At 76.1% G+C, this 26,000-nt stretch carries 21 protein-coding genes, 3 pseudogenes and 1 riboswitch; of the genes and pseudogenes, 9 read left to right on the top strand and 15 right to left on the bottom strand.

Going from position 1 to position 26,000, the window contains the following annotated elements:
* Positions 1-62: 62 nt before the first annotated feature.
* Together AC0GKK_RS24250 and AC0GKK_RS24245 are read right to left on the bottom strand one after the other, a co-directional pair.
* Entirely contained in the window at positions 63-866 is an 804-nt protein-coding gene (locus AC0GKK_RS24250) for an IclR family transcriptional regulator domain-containing protein (RefSeq protein WP_224402033.1), read from the bottom strand.
* The gene (locus AC0GKK_RS24245) at positions 863-2,014 is read right to left on the bottom strand and encodes a lyase family protein (protein WP_476651994.1); all 1,152 of its coding nucleotides are present in this window, start codon (positions 2,012-2,014) and stop codon (positions 863-865) included. Before AC0GKK_RS24245 ends, AC0GKK_RS24250 begins: the two co-directional genes overlap by 4 nt.
* Positions 2,015-2,089: 75 nt before the next feature.
* On the opposite strand from AC0GKK_RS24245, the gene AC0GKK_RS24240 reads away from it, so the two are divergent.
* From AC0GKK_RS24240 to AC0GKK_RS24225, 4 genes are all read left to right on the top strand, one after another.
* A complete protein-coding gene (locus AC0GKK_RS24240) occupies positions 2,090-2,740 on the top strand; it encodes an HAD hydrolase-like protein (protein WP_489882600.1) in 651 nt (216 codons plus the stop codon).
* A gap of 144 nt (positions 2,741-2,884) precedes the next feature.
* Positions 2,885-3,781, top strand: a complete 897-nt coding sequence (locus tag AC0GKK_RS24235) for an MOSC domain-containing protein (protein ID WP_251785151.1) — start codon at positions 2,885-2,887, stop codon at positions 3,779-3,781.
* A 304-nt stretch (positions 3,782-4,085) separates the two neighbouring features.
* A complete protein-coding gene (locus AC0GKK_RS24230; RefSeq protein WP_062396104.1) occupies positions 4,086-4,829 on the top strand; it encodes a CoA transferase subunit A in 744 nt (247 codons plus the stop codon).
* A gap of 2 nt (positions 4,830-4,831) precedes the next feature.
* Entirely contained in the window at positions 4,832-5,458 is a 627-nt protein-coding gene (locus AC0GKK_RS24225) for a 3-oxoacid CoA-transferase subunit B (RefSeq protein ID WP_251785152.1), read from the top strand.
* 120 nt (positions 5,459-5,578) lie between these two features.
* Here the strand turns inward: AC0GKK_RS24225 and AC0GKK_RS24220 are convergent, their stop codons facing one another.
* Positions 5,579-6,787 (bottom strand): cytochrome P450 family protein, encoded by a 1,209-nt coding sequence (locus tag AC0GKK_RS24220; protein ID WP_489882599.1) that lies wholly within the window; start codon positions 6,785-6,787, stop codon positions 5,579-5,581.
* A 35-nt stretch (positions 6,788-6,822) separates the two neighbouring features.
* The gene (locus AC0GKK_RS24215; protein WP_489882598.1) at positions 6,823-7,953 is read right to left on the bottom strand and encodes an NAD(P)/FAD-dependent oxidoreductase; all 1,131 of its coding nucleotides are present in this window, start codon (positions 7,951-7,953) and stop codon (positions 6,823-6,825) included.
* Between the two features lie 254 nt (positions 7,954-8,207).
* Between AC0GKK_RS24215 and AC0GKK_RS24210 the strand changes: the two genes are divergently transcribed.
* From AC0GKK_RS24210 to AC0GKK_RS24200, 3 genes are all read left to right on the top strand, one after another.
* The gene (locus tag AC0GKK_RS24210) at positions 8,208-8,417 is read left to right on the top strand and encodes a hypothetical protein (RefSeq protein ID WP_489882597.1); all 210 of its coding nucleotides are present in this window, start codon (positions 8,208-8,210) and stop codon (positions 8,415-8,417) included.
* A gap of 123 nt (positions 8,418-8,540) precedes the next feature.
* Complete coding sequence (locus AC0GKK_RS24205) at positions 8,541-9,248, top strand: 4'-phosphopantetheinyl transferase family protein (protein ID WP_489882596.1); 708 nt, start codon at positions 8,541-8,543, stop codon at positions 9,246-9,248.
* A 7-nt stretch (positions 9,249-9,255) separates the two neighbouring features.
* On the top strand, positions 9,256-10,716 hold the full coding sequence (locus AC0GKK_RS24200) for a DNA polymerase IV (RefSeq protein ID WP_482637914.1): 1,461 nt from the start codon (positions 9,256-9,258) through the stop codon (positions 10,714-10,716).
* Between the two features lie 19 nt (positions 10,717-10,735).
* Here the strand turns inward: AC0GKK_RS24200 and AC0GKK_RS24195 are convergent, their stop codons facing one another.
* The 9 genes and pseudogenes from AC0GKK_RS24195 to AC0GKK_RS24155 form a co-directional block, all read right to left on the bottom strand.
* Entirely contained in the window at positions 10,736-11,107 is a 372-nt protein-coding gene (locus tag AC0GKK_RS24195) for a hypothetical protein (protein WP_251785157.1), read from the bottom strand.
* A gap of 35 nt (positions 11,108-11,142) precedes the next feature.
* Positions 11,143-11,329: riboswitch (cobalamin riboswitch) on the bottom strand.
* Positions 11,327-12,916 (bottom strand): chloride channel protein, encoded by a 1,590-nt coding sequence (locus tag AC0GKK_RS24190; RefSeq protein ID WP_489882595.1) that lies wholly within the window; start codon positions 12,914-12,916, stop codon positions 11,327-11,329. Its footprint overlaps the riboswitch before it by 3 nt.
* Positions 12,913-13,422: a MarR family winged helix-turn-helix transcriptional regulator gene (locus AC0GKK_RS24185; protein ID WP_489882594.1), complete on the bottom strand. Its 510-nt coding sequence runs from the start codon at positions 13,420-13,422 to the stop codon at positions 12,913-12,915. The genes AC0GKK_RS24190 and AC0GKK_RS24185 overlap by 4 nt, the downstream gene beginning before the upstream one ends.
* Positions 13,423-13,473: 51 nt before the next feature.
* Positions 13,474-14,693: pseudogene (gene cobA, locus AC0GKK_RS24180) on the bottom strand (uroporphyrinogen-III C-methyltransferase).
* Positions 14,690-15,229 (bottom strand): cobalamin biosynthesis protein, encoded by a 540-nt coding sequence (locus AC0GKK_RS24175; RefSeq protein ID WP_489882593.1) that lies wholly within the window; start codon positions 15,227-15,229, stop codon positions 14,690-14,692. Before AC0GKK_RS24175 ends, cobA begins: the two are co-directional and overlap by 4 nt.
* 14 nt (positions 15,230-15,243) lie before the next feature.
* Positions 15,244-16,606, bottom strand: a pseudogene (locus AC0GKK_RS24170) (cobyrinic acid a,c-diamide synthase CobB).
* Entirely contained in the window at positions 16,600-17,214 is a 615-nt protein-coding gene (gene cobO, locus AC0GKK_RS24165) for a cob(I)yrinic acid a,c-diamide adenosyltransferase (protein ID WP_251785163.1), read from the bottom strand. Before cobO ends, AC0GKK_RS24170 begins: the two are co-directional and overlap by 7 nt.
* Positions 17,215-17,226: 12 nt before the next feature.
* Positions 17,227-19,466, bottom strand: a pseudogene (locus AC0GKK_RS24160) (putative cobaltochelatase).
* Positions 19,463-20,992: a cobyric acid synthase gene (locus AC0GKK_RS24155; protein WP_489884059.1), complete on the bottom strand. Its 1,530-nt coding sequence runs from the start codon at positions 20,990-20,992 to the stop codon at positions 19,463-19,465. The pseudogene AC0GKK_RS24160 and the gene AC0GKK_RS24155 overlap by 4 nt, the downstream one beginning before the upstream one ends.
* 58 nt (positions 20,993-21,050) lie before the next feature.
* On the opposite strand from AC0GKK_RS24155, the gene AC0GKK_RS24150 reads away from it, so the two are divergent.
* A complete protein-coding gene (locus tag AC0GKK_RS24150) occupies positions 21,051-21,974 on the top strand; it encodes an SURF1 family cytochrome oxidase biogenesis protein (RefSeq protein ID WP_489882592.1) in 924 nt (307 codons plus the stop codon).
* 444 nt (positions 21,975-22,418) lie between these two features.
* Here AC0GKK_RS24150 and AC0GKK_RS24145 read toward each other — a convergent pair whose 3' ends face one another.
* Positions 22,419-23,381 carry a cobalamin biosynthesis protein gene (locus AC0GKK_RS24145; RefSeq protein WP_346103487.1) on the bottom strand — a complete coding sequence of 321 codons (963 nt, stop codon included), beginning with the start codon at positions 23,379-23,381 and terminating at the stop codon, positions 22,419-22,421.
* A gap of 59 nt (positions 23,382-23,440) precedes the next feature.
* Here AC0GKK_RS24145 and AC0GKK_RS24140 point away from each other — a divergent pair, with 59 nt between their 5' ends.
* On the top strand, positions 23,441-24,073 hold the full coding sequence (locus AC0GKK_RS24140) for a flavin reductase family protein (protein ID WP_208826306.1): 633 nt from the start codon (positions 23,441-23,443) through the stop codon (positions 24,071-24,073).
* A 17-nt stretch (positions 24,074-24,090) separates the two neighbouring features.
* Here the strand turns inward: AC0GKK_RS24140 and AC0GKK_RS24135 are convergent, their stop codons facing one another.
* Positions 24,091-25,788, bottom strand: a complete 1,698-nt coding sequence (locus AC0GKK_RS24135) for an AMP-binding protein (RefSeq protein ID WP_251785168.1) — start codon at positions 25,786-25,788, stop codon at positions 24,091-24,093.
* Positions 25,789-26,000: the final 212 nt, after the last annotated feature.

Raw genomic sequence — 26,000 nt, 5'->3', positions numbered from 1 at the left:
CTCCGTCGCTCGTGATCAGCTCCTGGGAGGGCCAACCCACCGCGGGCGCGGTCTGTTCCCGGTCACCCGGCGGCGCGCAGGTCCGCCTCGATCGCGGCGGCGCAGGCGCGCAGCTCGGGCAGGATGTCGGCGCGCAGGCCGTCGGCGTCGTTGCGGGAGGCGTGGGTGGAGACGTTCGCGGCCGCGACGACCCTCCCGGCGCGGTCGTGGACGGGCACCGCGACCGAGCGCAGCCCGGCCTCCAGCTCCTGGTCGACGACGCAGTGCCCGTCGGTGCGGACCCGGTCCAGCTCGGTGCGCAGCTGCCCGGGCGTCGAGACGGTGTGCGCGGTCAGTGCCGCGGGCTCCAGCGCGCCGAGGTAGGAGTCGAGGGTCGCGGGCGGGAGCGCGGCGAGCAGGACGCGGCCCATCGACGTCGCCCAGGCCGGGAAGCGGGTCCCGATGGTGATGGTGACGGTCATGATCCGCGAGGTGGGGACGCGGGCGACGTAGACGACGTCGTAGCCGGTGTGCGGGTCGCCGTCGAGGACCGACACCGACGCGGACTCGCGCACCGTGGCGACCAGGCGCTCCAGGTGCGGGGCCGCGATCTCGGGCAGGCCCATCGCGGACAGGTAGGACCAGCCGAGCTCGAGCACCCGCGGGGTGAGGGTGAACAGCCTGCCGTCGGTGCGGACGTAGCCCTCCTCGGCCAGGGTGAGCAGGAACCGGCGCGCCGCGGCGCGGGTGAGCCCGGTGGCACGGGCGACGTCGGCGAGGGTCTGCTGCGGGCGCTGCGCGTCGAAGGACCGGATGACGGCCAGCCCCCGGGCCAGCGAGCGGACCTGCTCGGTGCGCGGGGCGCCCACGTCCTCCGGGGTGCTCACGCCGGCCGCCCGGCGAGGACGGTGTCGACCAGGTCGGCGGCGTGCCCGGTGCCGTGGCCCTGGGTGCCCGCGGCGAGGTCGAGGTTGCGGGCCATCGCCTCGGGGTGCACCTGCAGCCCCTCCAGGCTCACCCGCAACCGGGCCGCGGCGCCCGCGGTGACCCGCAGCAGCGCGACGAGAGTCTCCCATTCCGCGTGCCAGGCCCCGGCGGCACGCTGGAACTCCTGCTCGGCGCCGGCGAGCAGCGTCGCGACCAGGCCGGGGGCGCGCTTCGCGGCGCCACGGGCGGTGACGGCCGCGGCCGGGTTGCGCTTGTGCGGCATCGACGACGAGTCCCCCGGCGCGGACTCCGACACCTCGCCGAGCTCGGTGGCGGACAGCAGCACGACGTCGCCCGCGGGTTTGGCGCAGGCCCCGGCGGCGACGCCGAGCGCCCCGGCGAGCTCGCCGATACGGCTGCGTTCGGTGTGCCACGGTACGCCCTGCGGGGCGAGGCCGAGCCGCGCGGCCAGCGCGTCGGCGACGGCCGGGCCGAACGGGTGGACGGCCGCGAGGGTGCCCGCGGCGCCGCCGTAGGAGACCGGCAGCGCGGTGAGCACCCGGTCGAGGCCGGTGCGGGCCCGGTCCAGCCCGGTGCACCAGGTGGCGGCGACGAGGCCGAAGGTGGTGGGCAGCGCCTGCTGGCCGAGGGTGCGGGCGGCGCACGGGGTGTCGCGGTGGGTGGCGGCGAGCGCGGCCGCGGCGTCGGCGCAGGCGGTGAGGTCGGCGACGACGCGGTGCCCGGCCCGTCGGGTGAGCAGCATCAGCGCGGTGTCCATGACGTCCTGGCTGGTGGCGCCCGGGTGCACCGCGCGCTCGGCGCCGGGCTGGATCCGCGCCGCGGCCGCCTTGAGCCGCTTGACCAGCGGGATCACCGGGTTGCCGCCCTCGACCGACTCGGCGGCCAGCGCGTGCGGGTCGACGCCCGCGACGGCGGCGACGGCGCGTTCCACCGCGTCGGCGTCGTGCTCGGTGACCGCGCCCTGCTCGGCGGCGACCGCCGACAGCGCCAGTTCGACCTCCAGCAGGGCGGCGATCCACGCGCCGTCGTCGAGCAGACCGTCGACCCGGTCGGTGCCGGACAGCGGCCCGAGCAGTGTGTTCGCCATGCGTACAAGTGTACGACCTGCGACCGTTCAGGGAGAAGGGACGGCCGGGTCTCCCGGGAGGCAGAATGACCCGACGTGCTGACCCACATCCTGCTCGACCTCGACGGCACCCTCGTCGACTCCGCCCCCGGCATCCTCGGCTCGATGCGCCGCGCTATCGACGAGGTGGGCCTGGACGTCCCCGAGTCCGCGCTCGGCACGCACCTGCTCGGCCCGCCGCTCTACCGCAGCCTGCCCCCGATCCTCGGCGACGAGGGCACCGCCGCCGTGCTGCCGGTGTACCGGCGCCTCTACGGCGACGAGGACGGCTGCCTGGACTGCACGCCCTACCCCGGCGTCGCGGAGCTGCTGCGTGCCCTGTCCGCGGCCGGCGTGACGATGGCCCTGGCCACCAGCAAGGGCGAGACCTCGGCCCGCAAGATCCTCGCCCACCACGGCTGGACCGACCTGTTCACCGAGATCGTCGGTGACACCCGCGCCGCGGACCGGCCGACCAAGGGCGCCGTCGTCGCCGAGGCGCTGCGCCGGCTCGGGTCCCCCGCGGGCGCGGACGAGCCGCTGATGGTCGGCGACCGGCTGCACGACGTCGAGGGCGCCGCCGAGCACGGCCTCCGTTGTGCCGGAGCGGGCTGGGGCTACGCCGAGCCGGGCGAGCTGGAGGCCGCGGGCGCCACGACGGTGTACCCCACCGCCGACGAGCTGCGGGCGGCACTGCTCGGCCGCTGAGCTGCGACGTCCGGGTGAACCGGGCGCCGGAGGCCGCGCATCTGCGGCCGTCGACCGGAGGTGCGTCCTCAGCTGAGGACCGCTCCCGCGGGCCCGTCCGTTCGGGCCGTGCACGTCGAACGGACGGGCCGATATACACCGGACATGACGGTCGCCGCGCTCTACCGCTATCCGGTCAAGTCGATGCTCGGGGAGTCCCTGACCCGGGCCACCATCACCGAACGGGGGCTGCTCGGCGACCGCGCCTACGCGGTGCTCGACAACGGGACCGGCATCATCGCCAGCGCCAAGGTGCCCAAGCGCTGGCTGGGACTGTTGAGCTTCTCCGCGCGGTTCGTGGCCGAGCCGGTCGTCGGGGAGCCCACCCCGCCGGTGGAGATCACCTTCCCGGACGGCTCGGTGCTGCGCAGCGACGACGAGGGCCTCGACACCGCGCTCTCCGCGGCGCTGGGCCGCGACGTCTCACTGATCTCGGTCCCGCCGGAGGGGAGCTACTTCGAGGAGCTGTGGCCCGACATCGAGGGCCTCACCCCGCAGCAGCTCGCGCCGCGCAAGCTCATCGAGGACACGACGACCCGGCACGAGGACTCCGGCGAGGTCATCAGCCGGTTCGACATCTCCGCGTTCGGGGCGCCGGGCACGTTCTTCGACCTGTCGTCGCTGCACGTGCTCACCGAGTCGACGCTGGACCGGCTCCGGGAGCTGAACCCGGACGCGACCTTCGACCCGCTCCGCTACCGCCCCAACATCGTGCTGCGCGACGAGGGGACGGGCTTCGTCGAGAACGACTGGCCCGGCAGCACCAGCGCCCTGGGCGACGACGCCCGGATCACGTTCTCCTTCGCCACCATGCGCTGTGTCATGACCACGCTCCCCCAGGGCGACCTGCCCGACGACCCGGACACCCTGCGGACGATCGCGAAGAACAACCGCATCGAGATCCCGCAGGTCGGCGGGGTCTGGGCGTGCGCCGGGGTCTACGCCGAGGTCGCCGCAGGCGGGGAGATCGCCGTCGGGGACCCGCACACCGCCCCCGCCTGACCCACGCCGCGCCCGCCCCGCCGACGGTGCGCCGCGACGGCGGCGGTCGCCGAGATGCAGCTCAGCGGGGTGCGGGGCACCCTCGGGCCCCGCTGAGCTGCATCTCGACACCGTGAGAGGGCACCCCTGCCCCTGGAACGTCACCGGGATGCAACTCGGAGCTCCCGGGTCGGCCTCTCGGATACCCCTGAGCTGCACCTCGGCGCGCGGAGCGTGGGTCCCGACCCGTCGAGTTGTGTTCGCATAGCGAACGCTTGTGCGTCTGTCGTACGCCGCGTACTGTCGTCGGCGACGGAGGTGCGTGATGGACAAGGTGGTGGCATCCGCCGCGGACGCGGTCGCCGACATCGGCGACGGGGCGTCGCTCGCGGTCGGCGGGTTCGGCATGTCCGGGGTTCCGACGGTGCTGATCGCGGCACTGCTGGAGCAGGGCGCGACGGACCTGGAGACGATCTCGAACAACCTGGGCGTCGACGGCTTCGGCCTCGGCACCCTGCTCGCCGCCGGGCGCATCCGGCGGACGATCGGCTCCTACGTCGGCAACAACAAGGAGTTCGCCCGCCAGTACCTGGCCGGTGAGCTGGAGCTGGAGCTGACCCCGCAGGGCACGCTCGCCGAGCGGCTGCGGGCCGGCGGCGCGGGCATCCCGGCGTTCTACACCCCGGCCGGGGTCGGGACGCTGGTCGCCGAGGGCGGGCTGCCCTGGCGCTACGCGTCCGACGGCTCGGTCGCCGTCGAGTCCCCGGCGAAGGAGACCCGCGAGTTCGACGGCGTGACCTACGTCCTCGAGCGCGCCCTCACCCCGGACTTCGCGCTGGTCCACGCCTGGAAGGGCGACCGGCACGGCAACCTGGTGTTCCGGCGCGCGGCGCGCAACTTCAACCCGGACTGCGCCGCAGCCGGGCGGACCACGATCGCCCAGGTCGAGCACCTGGTCGAGCCCGGGGAGATCGACCCCGACGCGGTGCACACCCCCGGTATCCACGTGCACCGCGTGCTGCACGTCCCCGGCGTCGAGAAGCCGGTCGAGTTCAGGACGGTGCGTTGACCATGGCCCTCAACCGTGACGAGATGGCCGCCCGGGTCGCGGCCGAGCTGCCCGACGGCGCGTACGTCAACCTCGGCATCGGCATGCCGACCCTGGTGCCCGGACACATCCCCGAGGGCCGGACGGTCGTCCTGCACTCGGAGAACGGGATCCTCGGCGTCGGCCCCTACCCCACCGACGACGAGGTCGACGCCGACCTCATCAACGCCGGCAAGGAGACCGTCACCGTCGCCGACGGCGCCGCCTTCTTCGGCTCCGCGGAGAGCTTCGGTCAGATCCGGGCCGGGAAGCTCGACGTCGCCGTCCTGGGCGGGATGGAGGTCGCCGCGAACGGCGACCTCGCGAACTGGGCGATCCCCGGCAAGATGATCAAGGGGATGGGCGGGGCGATGGACCTCGTCCACGGCGCGCGCTCGGTGATCGTGATGATGGACCACGTCTCCAAGGACGGGTCCCCCAAGATCGTCGAGCGGTGCTCGCTGCCGATCACCGGCCTGGGCTGCGTCACGAAGATCGTCACCGACCTGGCGGTCATCGACGTGACGCCGGACGGGCTCGAGCTGGTCGAGACCGCGCCCGGCGTCGGCGCCGACGAGGTGCGGGAGAAGACCGGCGCCCCGCTGCGCTGACACCGCCCGCTGCGCTGACACCGCCCGCTGCGCCGTCACCGCCCCGCTGCGCCGACGGCCGCCGCCGGTCCGGCACCGCCCGCCGGGCGCACCCCTCGGTCGCGCCCGGCCGCGGCGCCCTCAGGCGGGCTCGCCCGGTGTGACCGGCAGCCGGGACAGGCCCCGGACCAGCGTCGACTCGCGGTACACGAGCTCGGACGGGTCGACGGCCAGCGCCAGGTCCGGCCGCTGGGCGATGAGCTTGCCGATGGCCACCCGCCCCTCGGTGCGGGCGAGCTGCGCGCCCAGGCAGAAGTGGATGCCGTGGCCGAAGAACACCCCGGACGACGAGTCCCGGGTGATGTCGAGCCGCTCCGGGTCCGCCAGCCACTCCGGGTCCCGGTTCGCCGCGGCGAGGCCGAGCATGACGGTCGACCCGGCCGGGATGGTCACCCCGGAGTACTCGACGTCCTCGCTGGCGAACCGCATCGGGGCGTTGGAGACCGGGGACTCGAAGCGCAGGAACTCCTCCACCGCCGAGGTGATCAGAGACGGGTCGGCCTGCAGCCGGGCGCGCTGCTCGGGGTGGGTCAGCAGGGCGAGCACGCCGTTGCCGATCAGGTTGACCGTGGTCTCGTGCCCGGCGATGAGCAGCAGCGTCGCCATCGCGACGAGCTCCTCGGACGAGAGGCGGTCGCCGTCGGCGTCGCTGACCGCGAGCAGGCCGGACAGCAGGGCGTCGTCGGGCTCGGTGCGCTTGCGTTCGATCAGCTCGGCGAGGTAGCCGTTCAGGCTGCCCATCGCGGCGAACTTCTCCTCCTGCGGGGAGTCGTCGACCATCACCGACGACCACGCCGAGAACATGTCGCGGTCCTCGGCGGGCACCCCCAGCAGCTCGCAGATGACCAGCACCGGGACGAGGAACGCGTACTGGCGCATGAGGTCGACGGGGCCCTCGGCGGGCAGCGCGTCGAGCAGCTCCTGGGTGATCTCCTCGACCCGGGGCTGCAGGTCGTTCATCCGCCGCACGGTGAACGAGCGACCGACGAGCTTGCGCAGCCGGGTGTGGTCCGGCGGGTCCATCAGGATCATCATCGGGATCGGCGCGGCCGGCTGGCCCTCGCGCTGGTCGGCGGGGAGCGTCCAGCGCCAGTCCTTGCTCAGCCGCGGGTCGACGAACGCCGCACGGACGTCGGCGTAGCGGCTGATCAGCCACGCCTTCCCGTCCGGCAGCGCAAGCTCGCGCACCGGCTCCTCGGTGCGCAGGGCCGCGTAGGCGGGGTGCGGGTCGGTCCAGAAGTCGCCCGAGAACAGGTCGTGCGTCTCGGTGCCGGTGGTGGTCAGCGCCATGGGGACCATGGTGCCAGCCATGGGTAAGCGACCGCTTACATCAGCCGTGTGACCGAGCACACAGCCGGGTCGAGCTCGACGTCGGCCGGGGCCGGGTGGCCCAGGACGACCGACGCGGCCAGCGCCGCCAGTGCCGGGGCGGACTCGATGCCCGACCCGCCCTGCCCCGCGACGAAGAAGAACCCCGGGTGCTCCGGTCGCGCGCCCAGCACCGGGGCGCGGTCGGGGGCGAAGGTCCGCAGCCCCGCCCACGCGGTCCGGACCGACCGCAGCCCGAGCGTGGTCGCCGAGCCCACCCGGTCCAGGGCGAGGGCGACGTCGAGCTCGTCGGGCCGCGCGTCGCCCGGCTCGGCCGGGGTCTCGTCGGCCGGGGAGACCAGCACGACGTCCGCCTCGGCCTTGAGGTACCAGCGCTCGGCGGCGTCGGCGATCATCGGCAGGACGGCACCGTCGACGGTGAGCACCGACGGGTCGCCGACCGGGCAGGCGGCGATCGTGCGCCGGTACGGGGTCAGCCCGGCGCCGGGTACGCCGGCCAGCGCCGCCACCGCGTCGGCCCAGGCCCCGGCCGCGTCGACGACCACTCCCGCCCGCACCCGGTGCCCGCCGGTCGTCGTCGCGCTCCAGCCGGAGCCGTCCCGGTCCAGCGCGGCCACCCGGGCGCCGCGCAGCACGGTGCCGCCGCGGGCGCGCAGCCCGCGCCGGTAGCCGTCGTGCAGGGCCGCGGTGTCGACGTCGCAGGCGCCGGCGGTCCACGCGGCCGCACGCGGGGCACGGCGCAGCACCGGCGCGCGGCGCCACGCCTGCGCGGGGTCCAGGGCGACCGGGGCGCCGGGCTCGCCGTGCTGCTCGCGCAGCGTCGTGGCGAGGCGGTCGGCGGCCTGCTCGTCGTCGGCGAGGTGCAGGACCGGGCGGGGGGACAGCAGCGGCGGCGTGCCGAGCTGCTCGGGCAGCGCGGCGAACCGCGGCCCGGAGGCGTCGATCAGCGCGCGGAACGGGCCGGAACCGTGACCGGGGATGTAGGTGGCGGCCGAGCGGGCGGTGGCGTGGACCGGCAGGTCCTGCTCGGCCTCGGTCAGCACGACGCGGGCGTGCGCGGCCAGCTCCCACGCGACCGACACCCCGGCGATGCCGCCGCCGACCACCAGCACGTCCGCCGTCTCCATGCCCGCGACGATAGGTCGGCGGCCCCGGGGAAAACCGGTGGCCCCGGCCGGGCGGTCGTCGTAGCGTCGCCGCCATGCTGATCCGGTTCCTCTGAGCGGCCCGCGGAGTCGACCTCCGCGCCCTCCGCCGCCGGCCCGTGACGTCCACCGGGCCCGGAACCGTCGCCGCCCTCGTGCGGCCCTTCCGGCGTCCCCGCGCGTCACCGGCCCTCCGCACCCGGTCCGAGTCCGATCCGATGCTCCGAGGAGGTCGTATGCCCACGACCCGCCACACCCCTGTCCCCACCGCCGACACCGGTCCCGCCGGGGCGCCCACCCCCGCCAACCGCGCCGAGCGTCGCGCGGCGAGGCGCGGCCGGTCCGGCGCGCCGGGCGGCCCGCCGGCACCGCGCACGGCGGGGCCGGCCCCGCAGGCCCGCCCGGCCCACGTCCGCACGGACTTCGCCGCCCGCCGCAGCGACTGAGGGCACGGGCACGATCACCGATCGGGCACCGGGGACGTCGGCGGGCGACCCTCCGCGTGCCCGATCCGTGATCACTCCCGGCGGTGCGGCCCGGCGCGGGGGCGACGTGCAAGGCTGGACGCCGTGACCGTCACCGTCTGGTGGGCCGCCCCGGCCGATCCCGGCGACCGCGCCGACCTCGTCGCGCTGCTGGACGCCCATGAACGCGAGCGGCTCCTCGCACTGCGCAGGCACGAGGACCGCGCCCGCTACCTCGCCGCGCACGCCCTGGCCCGGCTCGTGCTCGCCGAGCGGCTCGACACCGACCCCGCCGCGCTCGTCCTGGACCGGACCTGTCGCTGCGGGGAGCCGCACGGCAAGCCGCGCCTGGCCGGGCGCGGCGACGACCCCGGCTTCTCGCTGACCCACTCCGGCGCGCTGGTCGGCGTCGCGGTCGGGACCGGCCCGGTCGGCGTCGACGTCGAGGCGCACCGCCCGCTGTCCGGCCTCGACGGCCTCGTCCGGCACGCCCTCTCCCCCGCCGAGCTCGCCGCGGGCACGCCCGACGGCACCGGGTTCCTGGTCACCTGGACCCGCAAGGAGGCGCTGCTCAAGGCCACCGGCGAGGGCCTGTCGAGCCCGATGGACGCGATCACGCTGTCCCCGCCGCACGCCCCGGCCCGGGTGCTGGGCTGGACCGGCACCGGCGGGAGCTGGTGGGTCGCCGACGTCGCCACCGGCCTCGACGACCACCCGGGCGCCGTCGCCGGGGCGGGACCGGTGGCCCCGGTCGTCACCGTCGCCGACGGCGACGCGGTCCTGTCGGTGCGCCGGGGCACGATGCACGGGTGATGGTGAGGTGACCGCGGCGGCCGACCGCTGGGTGCTGCATCTCGACATGGACGCGTTCTTCGCCTCCGTCGAGCAGCTGACCCGGCCCACCCTGGCCGACCGGCCGGTCCTGGTCGGCGGCGCGGGACCGCGCGGCGTCGTCGCGGGGGCGAGCTACCAGGCGCGGGTGTTCGGGGCCCGCTCGGCGATGCCGATGGGGCAGGCGCGGCGGCGCTGCCCGCACGCGACCGTCCTGCCGCCCCGGTTCTCGCTGTACAAGGCGCTGTCCGAGGAGGTCATGGCCGTCCTCGGCGAGTTCTCCCCGGTGCTCGAGCCGGTGTCGGTCGACGAGGCGTTCGTGGAGCCGCCCGACCTCGTGGGGGCCTCCCCGGACCGGGTGCGGGAGTGGGGCACCCGGCTGCGCGGCGCGGTGCGCGAGCGCACCGGGCTGCCCGCCTCGGTGGGTGCCGGGTCGGGCAAGCAGGTCGCGAAGATCGCCTCCGAGCTGGCCAAGCCGGACGGGTTGCGGGTGATCGCTCACGCCGAGCAGGCCGCCGTGCTCGACCCGCTCCCGGTGCGGTCGCTGTGGGGCATCGGGCCGGTCTCCGGCGAGGCGCTGCGGAAGATCGGGATCGAGACGATCGGACAGCTCGCCGCGATGGACGCCCGCGAGGTCGCCGGGGTGCTGGGCGGTGCCGTCGGGTCCGAGCTGCACCGCCTGGCCCGCGGTGTCGACGACCGTCCGGTCGCCCCGCGCGGCGCGGCCAAGCAGATCAGCGCGGAGACGACGTTCGACGCCGACCTGACCGCGATGAGCGCGGTGCACACCGCGGTGGAGTCGATCTGCGTCGCCGTGCACCGGCGCCTGGTCGCCGACGGCCGGACCGCCCGCACCGTCACGGTGAAGGCGCGGACCGGGGACTTCACCACCCACACCCGGTCCGAGACGACCCCCTTCGGGACCCGGGACCTGGCGACCCTGGTCGCGGTGGCCCGGCGGCTGGCCGAGGGCGCCGTCGGCGAGGGCGGGGTGCGGCTGCTGGGGGTGTCGGTGTCCGGCTTCGGCGACGAGCCGCCACTGGCGCTGTTCGACGCGGTGCCGTCGGAGAGCGGGTGGACGACGGCCCCGGCCCCCGACGCCCCGCCCGCGGCCACCCGCCCGGCCGCCGCGGCGGGGGTGACCGTGCTCGACGCAGCTCCGGAGAACGACGCGGCCACCGGGCCCGGCGCGATCGAGGAGTCCGGCGACGCGCCCGGCCCGCTCCGCCCGGACCGGCCCGACCGCGAACCCGACCCGGACCGGCCCTGGCGCGCCGGCGACGACGTCGCCCACCCCGAGCACGGCCACGGCTGGGTCCAGGGCGCCGGGCACGGGCGGGTCACCGTGCGGTTCGAGACCGCGCTCACCGGCCCCGGCCGCACCCGCACGCTCGACGCCGCCGACCCGGACCTCACCCGGGCCGACCCGCTGGGCAGCTGGCGGGGCTGAGCCCGGGCCCCGGGTGGGTTCAGCCGATCAGCGGGCTGCGGTGCGGCGGTGCGACGCGGCTGCCCTCGGCGATCCGGACGCGCAGCGTGGGAGCGGTGCGGGCCAGACCGTCGAGGACGGCGCCGAGCGCGGCGTCGCCCGCGGGGTCGCCCCCGACCAGCAGCACCGCGGCATCGGCGGGCCCGGCGGCGGCCCAGGCCCCGATCCGGGCGACGGCGTCGCGCGGTGTGACCGGCTCGACCCGCCACGCCTCGGCGTAGAACAGGGCGGTCGACTCGGCCTGCGGGAAGGCGAAGACCGTCCCGGCCTCGGCCAGCAGGTCGTGCGCACCCGTGCGGGACGCGTCGTCGCCGGACGGATCGGTACCGAGCACCACCAGGTCGTGGCTCATCGCATGTCCTCCTCGAGGGTCCGCGCCCTCATCAGTGGGAATCCGCGACGACGGGCAGTGTCCTGGCTCCCGGATCGGTACGCCCTCCCCGGCCTTCCCACCCTCGCGGGCGGTGGCGCCGGTGTGGGGAGGGCACTCCCCGGTGACAGTGGCGGGACCGCGCCGGACTCGCACCGGCTTCCTGTTCCGTCGTCGGCCGGAGCCCATCACGCGACCGGGTCAGCGGTCAACCGTCCCCCGCCCGGCCACTCCCCGCAGATGGTCGAGCAGGTCGTGCTCGGTCAGCGTCCCGAGCAGCGGCCCGTCCGGCCCCTCCCGCACGGGCAGCGCGGCGCCCCGGTGCGCGGCGAGCACCCCGAGGACGTCGTGCACGGAGCCGTCCGGGTCCAGGGCGGGCAGCTCCGGGTCGGGCGTCGTGCCGTCGGCGGGCCGCATGACCTGGGCGACGACGACCCGGCGCAGCGCCTCGTCGGTCGGGGCGTCGGCGGCGAGGTCGATCCCGCGTCGCAGCAGCTTGAGCGTGTAGATGTTGTCCCGCGACACCAGGTTCGACAGGCCGGTGGCCAGGACGACGGCGGCCATCAGCGGCAGGATCAGGGCGTAGTCGCCGGTGAGCTCGAACACGATGAGCACCGCGGTGATCGGGGCGTGCGCGGCCCCCGCGAACACCGCCGCCATGCCGACCAGGCCGAACGCGCCGGGGTGCAGGTCGAGCGCCGGGAACAGGGCCGCGGCGGCGTAGCCGAAGGCGGTCCCGGCGGTGCCGCCGACGAACAGCGACGGCGCGAAGACGCCGCCGGACCCGCCGATGCCGATCGTGAGGCTGGAGGCGAGGATCTTCCCGACGACGAGCAGGAGCACGAACCCGACGGCGTACCGGCCGCCGATCGCGGCCTCCAGCACCGGGTAGCCCACGCCGTACATCTGGGGCAGCGCCAGCAGCAGCGCGCCGAGCAGCAGCCCGCCGACGGCCGGGCGCAGCCACTCCGGGCCGCGCCAGACGGCGTCGCAGGCGTCCTCGACGACGTAGAGGATGCGGGCGAAGGCCCAGCCCAGCAGCCCCGCGAGCAGCCCGAGCAGCGCGTAGAGCGGCAGCTGGGCGGGGCTGCCCAGGTCGAAGTGCGGCAGGGTCAGGATCGCGCGGTCCCCGGCGATCACCTCGGCGACGACGTTCGCGACCACCGAGCTGATCACCAGCACGCCGAACGCCTCGGCGCTGAACGACCGCAGGATCAGCTCCAGGCCGAACACCACCCCGGAGATCGGGGCGTCGAACGTCGCGGAGATCCCGCCCGCGGCGCCGCAGGCGACCATCAGGACCAGCCGGGTGGCGGGCACCCGCAGCCACTGCCCGATGGCCGAGCCGAGCGCGGAGCCGATCTGCACGATCGGGCCCTCCCGGCCGACGGAGCCACCGGTGCCGATGCAGATCCCCGACGCGAGCGCCTTCACCGCGGCGACGGTGGCCGGGATCCGCCCGCCCCGGCGCGCGACGGCGAGCATCACCTCCGGAACCCCGTGCCCGCGGGCCTCCGGCGCGAACCGCTGGACCAGCGGGCCGTACACCAGACCGCCGAGCACCGGGGCGACGAGCAGGAACCAGACCCCCAGCCCGGGCAGGTGCGGCGAGGCGACCCGGCCGGCGTCGGAGAAGTCCTCCCGGCCGGTGACCAGCCAGGTCACCCCGAGGATCAGCTCGTGGAACAGCACCGACCCGATGCCGGCGCCGATCCCGATGACCGTCGCCAGGCCGACGAGCCCCGGCCGGGTGCCGACGAGCGCGCGGTGCATCGCGCGGACCGCGGTCACCGGGCACCGTCCTCGGCGGGCACGGGCGCGACGGCCCAGTCGGTCTCGCCGACCTCGCCCGCGGCCTCCGCGAAGCGGCGCAGCGCGTCGCGGACCGCGGCGCGCTCGGCGGCGGGCAGCGTCGCGAGCAGCCGGTGCATCTCGGCGCGGCGCAGCCGGGTGACCTCGTCGACGAGCGCCCGCCCGGCCGGGCTGAGCGCGACGGCGACCTCGCGGCGGTCGTCACCGGTGCGGGTGCGCGCGACGAGGCCGCGGGTCACCAGCCGGTCGCACATCCGGGTCGCCGTCGACGCCGACACGGTCAGCGCCCTGGCCAGGTCGGCCGGTCGCCGGGTGCCGTACTGGGCCAGCACGACCAGCGCGCGGTACTGGGGCAGGGTCACGTCGCCGGCCGTGTCACCGCCGGTGCGCTCGCCCGCGGCGGCCAGGGACCGGGCCACCACGGAGAGCATCGCCCGGCTCGCGGTCATCACCGCATCGACGACGTCATCGATCTCGTCCGTCACGCCCGCGATCGTTGCACATTGCAAACTTGCAGTGTGCAACGGGTTGTCGGGTCACCCCCCGACGGGCGCCTGCAGCCCCGCGACGGGCCCGATCACGACGATCGCCGGCGGGCTGATCTCCTGCTCGGCCGCGACCTGCTCGGCGGTCTCCAGCGTCGCGCGGACCGACCGCTCGATCCGGGTGGTGCCGTCCTGCACGATCAGCACCGGGGTGTCGGCCGGGCGGCCGTGGGTGATCAGCGCCTCGGCGAACTTCCCGAGCCGCTCCACGGCCATCATCAGCACGATGGTGCCGGTCATCCGGCCCAGCGCGGTCCAGTCGGTGAGGCTGCGCGGGTCACCCGGCGCGACGTGCCCGGACACGACGACGATCTCGTGCGCGACCCCGCGGTGGCTCACCGGCGTCCCGGCGACGGCCGGTGCGGCGAAGGCGCTGGTGATGCCCGGGACGACGGTCACCGGCACCCCGGCCGCGGCGCACGCCTGGACCTCCTCGAACCCGCGGCCGTAGACGAACGGGTCACCGCCCTTGAGACGGACCACGAACTTCCCGGCCCGGGCGTGGGAGATGAGCAGCTCGTTGATCCGCTCCTGGGCCATGGCGCGGCCGTAGGGGATCTTCGAGGCGTCGATGACCTCGACCTCGGGGGACAGCTCGTCGAGGATGTCGCGCGGGCCGAGCCGGTCGGCGACGACGACCTCGGCGCGGGACAGCAGCCGCCGGCCGCGCACGGTGATCAGCTCCGGGTCGCCCGGGCCGCCACCGACCAGCGCGACCCCCGCCCGCGGGGCTCGGCCGACTCGTCGACGACACCGGCGGCCAGCGCCTCGACCAGCGCGGTGCGCACGGCCGCGGACCGCCGGTGCGCGCCCCGGGCCAGCACGCCGACGGTGAGCCCGTCGTAGCCGCCGGTGGCGGGGGTGACCGCGGTGCCCTTGTCGCCGTCGTCGGCGCGGACGCAGAACACGCGGTCCCGCTCGGCCTCGGCGACGACGGCGGCGTTGGTCGCGGCCTCGTCGGTGGCCGCGATCGCGTACCAGGCGTCGGCGAGATCGCCGTCGGTCCAGCGGCGGGCCGTCCAGGTGATCTCCCCGGCCGAGGCCATGCCCTCGACCGCCGGGGTGACCTCGGGCGAGACGACCTCGACGACCGCTCCCGCGGCGATCAGGCGGGCGACACGGCGCTGGGCGACCTGTCCCCCACCGACGACGACGGCCCGGCGGCCGGCCAGGTCCAGCCCGACCAGGTACTGCTCGTGGTGCGCGTTCAACGACGTTCCTCTCCCGGACTCCGACGCCCGGCGGTGGCAGCGGTTCCCTGCGCGGGCCCCCCGCTCGACGGCGACGCCGGACGATAGCCGGGCCCGCATGTTTCGGAGGAGACCCCGGAGGGCAATCCCACATCCGCCGATCGGGCGGCCACGGCGACGGTGACGCCCTGACCAGCGGTCTTACCGACGACCAGGTGGGCCCCGTCGCCGGCGGCGAGCAGCGCGGCGGCCTCTGCGACGGACGGGGTCCCGACGGCCGCGGCCACCCGGGCATCCGGCCTCGGCACCGCGACCGCGGCCAGCGCGGCGGCCGCGAACCCGTGCGGCTCCCGCGGTGCGACGGCCGCCCGCAGCCCCGGTTCCGACACCCGCCGGTCCAGGGTGGCGACGACGGCGTCCCCGAGCTCCAGCCCGTGCGCGGCGGCCACCCGGTCCAGCAGCGCGCGCACCGCGGCCTCGGACGTGCCCGGCCGCAGCCCCACCCCGACGGTGACCACCGGCCGTGGAGCGGAGCGCTCGGCCCGCGGACGCTCCACTCCACGACCGGTGATCATGCGAGCGCGGCCGGGGCCCCGGCGCGGGCCGCCGCGACGAACCGGGCGACGGCGCCGGGTACCCCGGCCGGGTGGGTGTGCAGGAACGACGCGTGCACCCGGGCGTCGACGTAGCCCTCCGGCTCGCCGCCGCGCCACGCCCAGGCCGGGCGGCCCCGGCCCGCGGGGTGACCGCGCACCGGTGGAACTCGTGCGCCCCGGCCCGCTCACCCGCCGCGAACAGCGGCGACGCCGACACCGCGACCGCGTCGCGGTAGCCGAGGGTGAGCCGCGGTGTCATCCCCGCCGACGCGTCGAGGACCCCGCACATCGGCGTCCCGTCGAGGTCGCGGCACAGGTACAGCAGCCCGCCGCACTCGGCGTGCACCGGCGCCCCGGACGCGGCCAGCGCGGCGACCTGCGCCCGCAGCGGCGCGTTGTCCCCGAGCGCGCCGACGTGCTCCTCGGGGAAGCCGCCGGGCAGCACGAGCGCGGCCGTGCCCGCCGGGAGCGCGGGGTCGCGCAGCGGGTCGAAGGTCGTCACGTCGGCACCGGCCGCGCTGAGCAGCTCGGCGTGCTCGGCGTAGCCGAACCCGAAGGCCGGGCCCCCGCGAGCGCGACCACCGGACGACCCGGCACCGGGTCCGTCCCGAGCTCGGCCGCCGGGTCCCAGACGGGTCCGCCGGGCAGCGGGCGGGCGAGCGCGAGGACGGCGTCGAGGTCCACGTGCTCGGCGACGAGCGCGGCCATCGCGTCCACCGCGGCGGTCGCGGCGGAGCCGTGCTCGGCGGCGGTGACCAGGCCCAGGTGCCGCGAGGGCACCGCCAGCTCGGCGCGGCGCGGGACCGCGCCCAGCACCGGGAGCCCGACCTCCTCGGCCGCGGCCCGGCAGACCTGCGCGTGCCGGTCGGACCCGACCCGGTTCAGGATCACCCCGGCTACCTGCACGGAGTCGTCGAAGCTGCGGAAACCGTGCAGCAGCGCGGCCAGCGACCGGGACTGACCCCGGACGTCGACGACCAGCACCACCGGCGCCCCCAGGGCCGCCGCGACCTGGGCGGTCGACCCGGCGCCGTCGGCGATGCGGCCGTCGAACAGGCCCATCACCCCCTCGACGACGGCGACGTCGGCATCCCGCGCGCCGTGCCGGGCCAGCGGGGCGAGCCGGTCGGCGCCCTGCAGGACGACGTCGAGGTTCCGGCCCGGGCGGCCCGCGGCGAGGGTGTGGTAGCCGGGATCGATGTAGTCCGGCCCGATCTTGAACGGTGCGACCCGGGTGCCGCGCCGCGACAGCGCGGCCATCAGCCCGGTCGCGACCGTGGTCTTCCCGCTCCCCGACGACGGCGCCGCGACGACCAGCGCGCGGGCCGTGCTCACCACTCGATCCCCCGCTGGCCCTTCTGTCCGGCGTCCATCGGGTGCTTGACCTTCGTGGTCTCCATGACCAGGTCGGCGGCGTCGACCAGGGCCTGCGGGGCGTCGCGGCCGGTGATGATGACGTGCTGCTGCCCGGGCCGGTTCGTGAGCACGTCGACCACCTCGTCGACGTCGATCCAGCCCCACTTGAGCGGGTAGGTGAACTCGTCGAGCACGTAGACGCGGTGCGCCTCGGTCCCGATCCGGCGGCGGATCTCGGCCCAGCCCTCGGCGGCGTCGGCGGCGTGGTCGGTCTCGGTGCCGGCCTTGCGCGACCAGGACCAGCCCGAGCCCATCTTGTGCCACTCGACGGGCCCGCCCTGCCCGGTCCGGGAGTGGACCTCGCCCAGGGCGCGGAACGCCTCCTCCTCGCCGACCTTCCACTTCGCGGACTTCACGAACTGGAACACCCCGATCGACCAGCCCTGGTTCCAGCCGCGCAGCGCCATCCCGAACGCGGCGGTCGACTTCCCCTTCATCACCCCGGTGTGCACGACCAGCAGCGGCCGGTTGCGACGCTGGCGGGTGGTGAGCCCGTCGGTGGGCGTGACGGACACCTGTCCCTGCGGCACGGTGGTCTCCTCTCAGGCGGCGCGGGCGGACCGGGTCTCCCGGACCAGGTCGCCCACGCTGTCGGCGGTCAACTCGTCGAGGGTCACCAGCTCGCCGCCCGCGGCGGCGGCGAGCGGCGCGGCGAGCCCGAGGCGGACGTGGCCCGCCTCGCAGTCGACGACGACGGTGTGCACCCCGTCCGCGGCCAGCAGCCCGGCGGCGCGGCGGGAGTCGGCGACGGGGTCCCCGCCGTCGCGGGCGGCGACGGTGGCCCGCCCGTCGGTGAGCAGCACGACCAGCGGGCGGCGGCGCGGGTCGCGGCGGCGCTCGGCGTCGAGCACGGCGCGGGCCTTGAGCAGGCCACCGGCCAGCGGGGTCCGCCCGCCGGTGCGCAGCCGGGACAGGCGCTGCTGGGCGGTCGGCACCGACGACGTCGGCGGCAGCGCCAGCTCCGCGGACCGGGCCCGGAAGGTGACCAGCCCGACCTTGTCCCGGCGCTGGTAGGCGTCGCGGAGCAGCCCCAGCACGGCCCCCGAGACGGCGGTCATCCGCGTGCGCGCGGCCATCGAGCCGGACGCGTCGACGACGAACAGCACCAGGTTCCCCTCGCGGCCCTCCCGCTCGGCGCGGCGCAGGTCGTCGCGGTGGACCAGCAGGCCCGGCCCGCGGCGCCCGCGCCCGGCCTGGTGCGGCGCGGCGGCGAGCACGGTCGCGGGCAGGTGCAGGTCCGCGGCACGGGTGGTCCCGGCCCCGGACGGACGGACGACGCGACCGGCGTCGGTGCGGGCCCGGGAGCGGCGGCCCGGCGCGCCCGCGCCCAGCCCGGGGACGGTGAACTTCCGGACCGTCGCCCGGTGCAGCCGCGCGGCGTCCCCGACGACGACGGCCCGGCCGTCCCCGCCGTCGCCACCGGCCGGGGCCTCGGCGGTCTCCGGGGCCCGGTCGTCGCCGGGCGTCGCCGGGTCGGTGGCGTCGTCCCCGCCGTCGGTGCCGCCGGTGCCGTCGGTGCCGTCGGTGCCGGGAGCCTCGGCGCGCGCACCGGTGCCGGTCCCGCCGTCGCCGCGCGGGTCGCCGCCGGCGGGGGGCGTGTCCCCGGTCGGGTCGGCGTCGCCGGGCTCGTCGCCGGCGTCGGGGCCGTCCGGACCGTCCTGCGGCCCGGCCGGGTCGTCGGGGCCGGGCCGCCGGGGTCCGGGTCGTCGTCGGGGTCCGGGTCGTCCTCGGGGCCCAGGTGGTCCTCGGCGTCGGCGAGGGCGCGGTCCAGCTCGGCCGGGTCCAGGCCGGGCTCGTCGAACGGGTCGCGACGACGGCGGTGCGGCAGCGCGAGCCGGGCGGCGACGCGCACGTCGTCGGCGGTGACCGCGTCGCGGCCCTCCCAGGCGGCGTGCGCGGCCGCGGCCCGGGTGATGACCAGGTCGGCGCGCATGCCGTCGACGTCGAACCGGGCGCACACGAACGCGATCCGCCGCAGCTCCCGGTCGCTCACCGCGACGGCGGCGACGTGGGCCTGCGCGGCGCGGAGCCGGGCCGCGGTGGCGGTCTCGTCCGGGGCGAAGCGGGCGACGAACCCGGCCGGGTCGTCCTCGAACGCCATCCGCCGCCGGGTCACCTCGACCCGGGTATCGACGTCGCGGCTGGCCCGCACCTCCACGGTCAGCCCGAACCGGTCGAGCAGCTGCGGGCGCAGCTCGCCCTCCTCCGGGTTCATCGTGCCGACCAGCAGGAACCGGGCCGCGTGCGAGACGGACACGCCGTCGCGCTCGACGTGCGCGCGGCCCATCGCGGCGGCGTCGAGCAGCAGGTCGACGAGGTGGTCGTGCAGGAGGTTGACCTCGTCGACGTAGAGCACCCCGCGGTGGGCGTCGGCGAGCAGGCCGGGCTGGTAGGCGCGGCGGCCCTCGGACAGCGCCTTCTCCAGGTCGAGCGAGCCGACCAGGCGGTCCTCGGTCGCGCCGACGGGCAGCTCGACCAGCCGGGCCGGGCGAGGACCGCCCGCTGCGCCCGCCGGGTGCGGCCCGTCCGGGCAGGACGGGTCCGGTGCGGCGGGGTCGCAGCCGAACCGGCAGGCGTCGACGACCTCGTGCGAGGGCAGCAGCGCGGCCAGCGCGCGCACCGCCGTGGACTTCGCGGTGCCCTTCTCCCCGCGCACCAGGACACCACCGACACCCGGGTGCACGGCGTTGAGCAGCAGCGCCAGCCGCAGGTCGTCGTGGCCGACGACGGCGGAGAACGGGAAACGGGGAGGTCCGGCGGCGGGGGCGGTGCTCGTGCTCACGCGGGTGAGGCTGCCAGACCGGAGGTCAGCACCGGGAGGTCCGGCGGCGCACCGTGTCCGATCACATGTTCAAGTGACGACGTGTCGAGGTGGTGTTCAACCAGGTCGGCCAGCAGATCCACCTGCCGGGTGCGCTCGGCCGCGAACGACGTGTCCTGCGCCACCACGAACCCGGTCCGCCCTGCCTCGTCGGCGAGGCGGGTGAGCAGCAGCCGCCGGAAGCCGTCGTTCTCGGCGAGGCCGTGCCAGTGCGTGCCCAGGACGTTGCCGCGGTCGCTGCCCTCGTCCCCGATCAGGCCGGGGTCGCCGGAGCGCACGACACGGCCGTGGTGGATCTCGTAGCCGGTGACGGTCTCGCCCCACGCCGTCGCGGTGGGGGTGGCGAGGTGCTTGACCGGGTCGAACGCGATCTCGAGGTCCAGCAGCCCCAGCCCGTCGACGGTCGTACCGGGAGCGGCCTCGGCGCCGTCCGGGTCGGAGACCGTGTGCCCGAGCATCTGGTACCCGCCGCAGATCCCCAGCACCGGGCGCCCGGCCGCGGCGTGCGCGCGCACCGCATCGGCCATCCCGGACGCGCGCAGCCAGGCCAGGTCCGACACGGTCGCCTTGGTCCCGGGCAGCACGACGACGTCGGTGTCGGCGATCCGCGACGGCTCGGTCACGTACCGCACGGCGACGCCCGGTTCGCAGGCCAGCGCCTCGGCGTCGGTGGCGTTGGAGATCCGCGGGAACCGGACGACGGCGACCCGCAGCCACTGCCCGCCGCGCGGCGGGGCCGGGCGTCCGAGCACCCCGTCGGCGACGGCCGAGAGCGAGTCCTCGGCGTCGAGCCAGAGGCCCTCGGCGAAGGGCAGCACGCCCAGCGTCGGCCGCCCGGTGAGCTCGCGCAGCCGGTCGAGGCCGGGGTCGAGCAGTCGGGGGTCCCCGCGGAACTTGTTGATCACGAAACCGGCGATCAGCGCCTGGTCGGCCGGGTCGAGCACGGCGAGGGTGCCGAACAGGTGCGCGAGCACACCGCCGCGGTCGATGTCGCCGACGACCAGCACCGGCAGGTCGTTGCGCCGGGCGAAGCCCATGTTGGCGAGGTCGGTGGCCCGCAGGTTGATCTCCGCGGGCGAGCCCGCTCCTTCGCAGACCACGACGTCGTGGCGGGCGCGCAGCCGGGCCAGGGAGTCGGCGACGACGTCGGACAGCGCCGCGGTGCGGTGCCGGTAGGACAGCGCCGACACCTGGCCGTCGGCGCGGCCGCGCACGACGACCTGCGAGGTCCGGTCCCCGCCGGGCTTGAGCAGCACCGGGTTCAGATCGACCGAGGGGGCGATGCCGCTGGCGAAGGCCTGCATCGCCTGCGCGCGGCCGATCTCGCCGCCGTCCGGGGTGACGACCGAGTTGTTGCTCATGTTCTGCGCCTTGAACGGCGCCACCGAGACGCCGCGCCGGTGCAGCCACCGGCAGATGCCGGCGACGACGGCGCTCTTGCCCGCGTCCGACGTCGTCCCCGCGACGAGGACCGCTCCCTGAACCACCACGGCCGGAAGTATCGCCCCGGCGGGACCGCCCGCGGGCGCGGCTACCCTGGGCCGCGTGCGTTTCCTGCTGCGTCCCGGGTGGATCGCGTTCGTCGTCGCGGTGCTGGCCTTCGCCGTCGCCTGCTACACGCTGCTCGCGCCGTGGCAGTTCGACCGTGAGTCCGAGCGCTCCGCGCAGAGCCGGGCCATCGCCACCGCCGACGCGACGCCCGCCGTCGGGTTCGACACGCTCGTCCCGCCCGGTACGGCGATCGGCGCCGACGACCAGTGGCGCCGGGTCACCCTGGCCGGCACCTTCGACCGTGCCGCGGAGACCCTGGTCCGCCTGCGGGTCGTCGACGGCGCGCCCGCCTTCGAGGTGCTGACGCCGCTGCGGCTCACCGACGGCCGGACCGTCGTGGTGAACCGGGGGTCGGTCCCGGCCGCGGACCGGGGCGCCGTGCCCGACTACGCCGCCGCGCCCGCCGGCCCGGTGACGGTCGAGGGCAGGCTGCGCCTGGACGAGACCGACCCGCAGGGCCGCCCCCCGCTGGTCGAGAACGGCACCCGCCAGGTCTACGTGTCGGACTCCCGCTCGGTCGCCGCCGCCACCGGCCTGACCCCGGTCGAGGGCGTCGTCGTGCTGGAGGCCGGCCAGCCCGGCGTGCTGGACCCGATCCCGGTCGAGCCGGTCGGGGGCGGAGCGCCGTTCAGCAACTTCTCCTACGCCCTGCAGTGGCTGACCTTCGGCGCCGTCGCCCTGGTCGCCCTGGTGCTGTTCATCCGGCTGGAACTGCTGCAGCGCAGCGGGAAGCGCGAGAAGGCGGGCAGCCTGCGGGACCAGCTCTCCGGCCGCGACGGCTTCGGCGACGAGCCCGTCCCCGCCGACCGTGCCGCCGACCGTGCCGCCGACCGTGCCGACGACAGCGCCCCCGGCACCACCCGCGACGCCGCCGCCGGGTCCGGTCCGGGCTCAGGCTCGGGCTCGGGCTCGGGCTGATCCCGCACCGCGCCACACCCGTCGCGGGCCGCCGCCCTGCAGGGTGCGGTGCCATGTCGGGGTGCCGTGCCGGGCTCCCCGGATGCTGCGCCGGGCTCCCGGCTCCCCGCGCCGGAGCACTGCGTCGCCGGACCCGCTCACCGAGGGCGCGGGTCCCCTCCGCCTGTTCGCCCCGGCCGAGTTCGCTCACCCGGTAAGCGAACCCACCCGTCCGACAGGGTGGCCCCGTCGGTCGTATCCCGCCGGCCGTGCTCGGTCAGCGGTGCCCAGGGCCGCCACCCTCCGGGACGATCTCTCTCCCGACTCGCTCACCCGGTAAGCGAACTCCCGGCGATCCACCCTCTCCGACCGGGTAGGTGTGGAGACCGGGGCGACGGATACGGCCACGTCGGTCGGAACCGGCACCGGGACCGGGCCGACGGGGGCAGGTACGGGGCGACCGGCTCAGCCGCGCCGCCGCCCCAGCACCGCCGCCGTCGCGACGGCGAGCAGACCGGCCGCCCCGGCCACCAGCCGGGACAGCCGCGCGACGCGGTGCAGGTCGGCCACCCGGGGCGGGTGCCCGTCGCCGAGCGACGGGCGGTCCTCGGTGCCGTGGGCGTAGACCGTCGGCCCGCCCAGACGCAGCCCGAGCGCACCGGCGGCGCTCGCCTCGACCGGGCCGGCGTTCGGGCTGGGGTGCCCGGCGGCGTCGCGGCGCCAGGCCCGCAGCGCGCACGCGGGCGAGCCACCCACCAGCGGTGCGACGGCCACCGTGACCACCGCGGTGACCCGGGCCGGGGCGAGGTTGACCACGTCGTCGAGACGGGCCGAGGCCCACCCGAAGCGGGCGTGCCGGGCGGAGCGGTAGCCGACCATCGCGTCGAGGGTGTTCACCGCGCGGTAGCCCAGCAGCCCCGGGATGCCGGCGACCGCGCCCCACACCAGCGGCCCGACGACGGCGTCGGAGGTGTTCTCGGCCAGCGACTCGGCCCCCGCGCGGGCCATGCCGTCGGCGTCGAGCAGCTCCGGGTCGCGCGCGCACAGGTGCGGGATCCGGGCACGGGCGGCGGCCAGGTCACCGGAGTCGAGCGACGCGGCCAGCGCGGCGCCCTCCCCCACCAGCGAGGTCCCGCCGAGCACGGCCCAGGTGGCGACGGCGGTCAGCCCGGCCCGCACGACGGGCTCGGCCCGGGCCCCCGCACGCGTCGCGGCCGCCTCGGCGACCACCCCCGCCGCGACCACGGACCCGACCAGGATCGCGGTGTAGGCCACCCCGGGTGCGACGGCGTCGCGGTGCATCCGGCCCTCCAGCCGGGCGGCGAGCGTGCCGAAGCCGGCGACCGGGTGGCCCCGGCGCGGGTCGCCGAGCAGTGCGTCGGCGACGATCCCGGCGGCCAGTCCGGCCGCGCGGCCACGTGTTCCCATGCGCCGAACCTAGAGCGGCGCGCGCGCAGGGTGCGGGCAGGCCGGGCAGGATCATGGGCATGCGCACGGACCTCAAGCCGGACGAGATGGGCAGCGGCCCGTTCTACAAGCTCCTGACCAGCGTCGTCGTCCCCCGACCCATCGCCTGGGTCTCCACCCGCTCGGCCGACGGCGTCGACAACCTCGCCCCGCACTCGTTCTTCACGGTGTCCTGCGTGGACCCGCCCATGATCCAGTTCACGTCGGTCGGGAAGAAGGACTCCCTGCGCAACGTGTCGGAGACCCGCGAGTTCGTCGTCTGCCTGGCGAACGAGCCGATGTTCGAGAAGATCAACGCGACCGGCACCGACTTCCCCGCCGAGATCAGCGAGTTCTCCTCGGTCGGGCTGACGGCCGAGGCGTCGTCGGTCGTGGCGCCGCCGCGGGTCGCCGAGTCACCGGTCGCCCTGGAGTGCGTGCTGCACGCGAACATCGAGCTCGGCAACTCGACCGTCGTCATCGGCCGGGTCGTGCACGCCGCGATCGAGGAGAGCGTGTTCGTCACCGACGAGCGCGGCAACTCCCTGCCCGACATCCACCGGCTCGCCCCGCTGGCCCGCCTGGGCCGCAACGAGTGGTCGCGGATGGGCGAGGTCCTCGAGATCACCCGCATCCCCTACCAGCAGTGGCCGGGTCACTTCGGCGACGGGTGACCCGGCCCCCGCCGGGTCTACAGGGTGTACTCGGTGGGCGGCGTCGCGGCCGGGTCGGCGTGGATCTCGCCCTCCCGGCCGCGCAGCTCGACCCGGCGGATCTTGCCGGAGATCGTCTTCGGCAGCTCGAAGAACTCGAGCCTGCGGATCCGCTTGTAGGGCGCGAGGTTGTCGTAGGCGAACCGCAGGATCGCCGTCGCCGTCTCCTCGGTCGGCTCGTGCCCCTTGGCGAGCACCACGTAGGCCTTCGGCACGGCGAGGCGGACCGGGTCCGGGGACGGCACGACCGCGGCCTCGGCGACCGCCGGGTGCTCGATCAGCACGCTCTCCAGCTCGAACGGGCTGATCCGGTAGTCGCTGGCCTTGAACACGTCGTCGGCCCGGCCGACGTAGGTGATGTAGCCCGACTCGTCGCGGGAGCCGACGTCGCCGGTGTGGTAGAACCCGCCGGCCATGGCCTCGGCGTTGCGCTCCGGGTCGTCGGCGTAGCCCACCATCAGCCCGGTCGGGCGGTGGTCGAGGTCCAGGCAGATCTCGCCCTCGTCGGCGACCTTCCCGGTGGCCGGGTCGACCAGTGCGACGACGAACCCGGGGATCGGCCTGCCCATCGAGCCCGGCTTGACCGGCTGCCCGGGCGGGTTGCCGATCTGCACCGAGGACTCGGTCTGGCCGAACCCGTCGCGGATGCGCAGGCCCCACGCCTTCTCGACCTGCTCGATGACCTCGGGGTTGAGCGGCTCCCCCGCCCCGACGACCTTGGTCGGCGGCGTCGCCAGCCCGGACAGGTCGGCCTGGATCAGCATCCGCCACACCGTCGGCGGGGCGCAGAAGCTGGTCACGCCGCAGGAGTCCAGGACCGACAGGACGGACTCGGCGTCGAACCGGGCGTAGTTCATGACGAGGACCGTCGCCTCGGCGATCCACGGCGCGAACACGTTCGACCAGGCGTGCTTGGCCCAGCCGGGCGAGGAGATGTTGAGGTGCACGTCGCCGGGCTCGAGGCCGATCCAGTACATCGTCGACAGGTGCCCGACCGGGTAGGACGTGTGCGTGTGCTCCACCAGCTTCGGCTTCGCCGTGGTGCCGGAGGTGAAGTACAGCAGCAGCGTGTCCGACGCCTTCGTGGCGCCGTCCGGGGTGAACTCGGCGGCGGCCGAGTAGGCCTCGCCGGTGTAGTCGCGCCAGCCCGCCACGGCGCCGCGGACGGCGATGCGGGTGTAGTCGCCGTCGACGTCGTCGAACTTGCCGGCGTCGTCCGCCCCGACGACGACGTGCGCGGCCCGCCCGCGGTCCACCCGGTCCTGCAGGTCGGCCGGGGTGAGCAGGGTGGTCGCGGGGATCACGACGGCGCCCAGCTTCATCGCCGCCAGCAGTGTCTCCCACAGCTCCAGCTGGTTGCCGAGCATCAGGATGATCCGGTCGCCCCGGGCGACGCCCTGCGCACGCAGCCAGTTCGCGACCCGGTTGGACCGCTCGGACAGCTCCGCCCACGTCCAGTGCGCCTGCGAGCCGTCCTGTTCGACGATCCACAGCGCCTTCCGCGCGCCCCGCTCGGGATCGGCGGCGACGACGTCGAAGTGGTCGAGCGCGAAGTTGAACTCCTCGAGCTCCGGCCAGCGGAAGTCGCGGTAGGCCGTGTCGTAGTCCTCGCGGTGGGTCAGCAGGAAGTCGCGGGCGGCGAGGAACTTCTCCGTCGCCGGGCTGCCGGTCGCCATGGGGTGCACCTCGGTGGGCTCGTGCGGGGGGCCCGTGCCCCGGGCCCGTCGTGCGGGGCCGCCCGTGCGGCCGTACCGCGACCCTAGTCACTCCTCCGGCGCCCCGGCAGTGCGCGACGGCCGCCGCCGGCCGGGCACCGACCGTGCGGTGCCGATCACGCGATGGTGGCGGCGAGGTCGGCCCGCCCGGGCGGGCCGGTGATCGTAAGGTG

Source organism: Pseudonocardia sp. P-1 (assembly GCF_058111925.1).
This window is presented reverse-complemented; position numbering and strand designations above follow the sequence as displayed.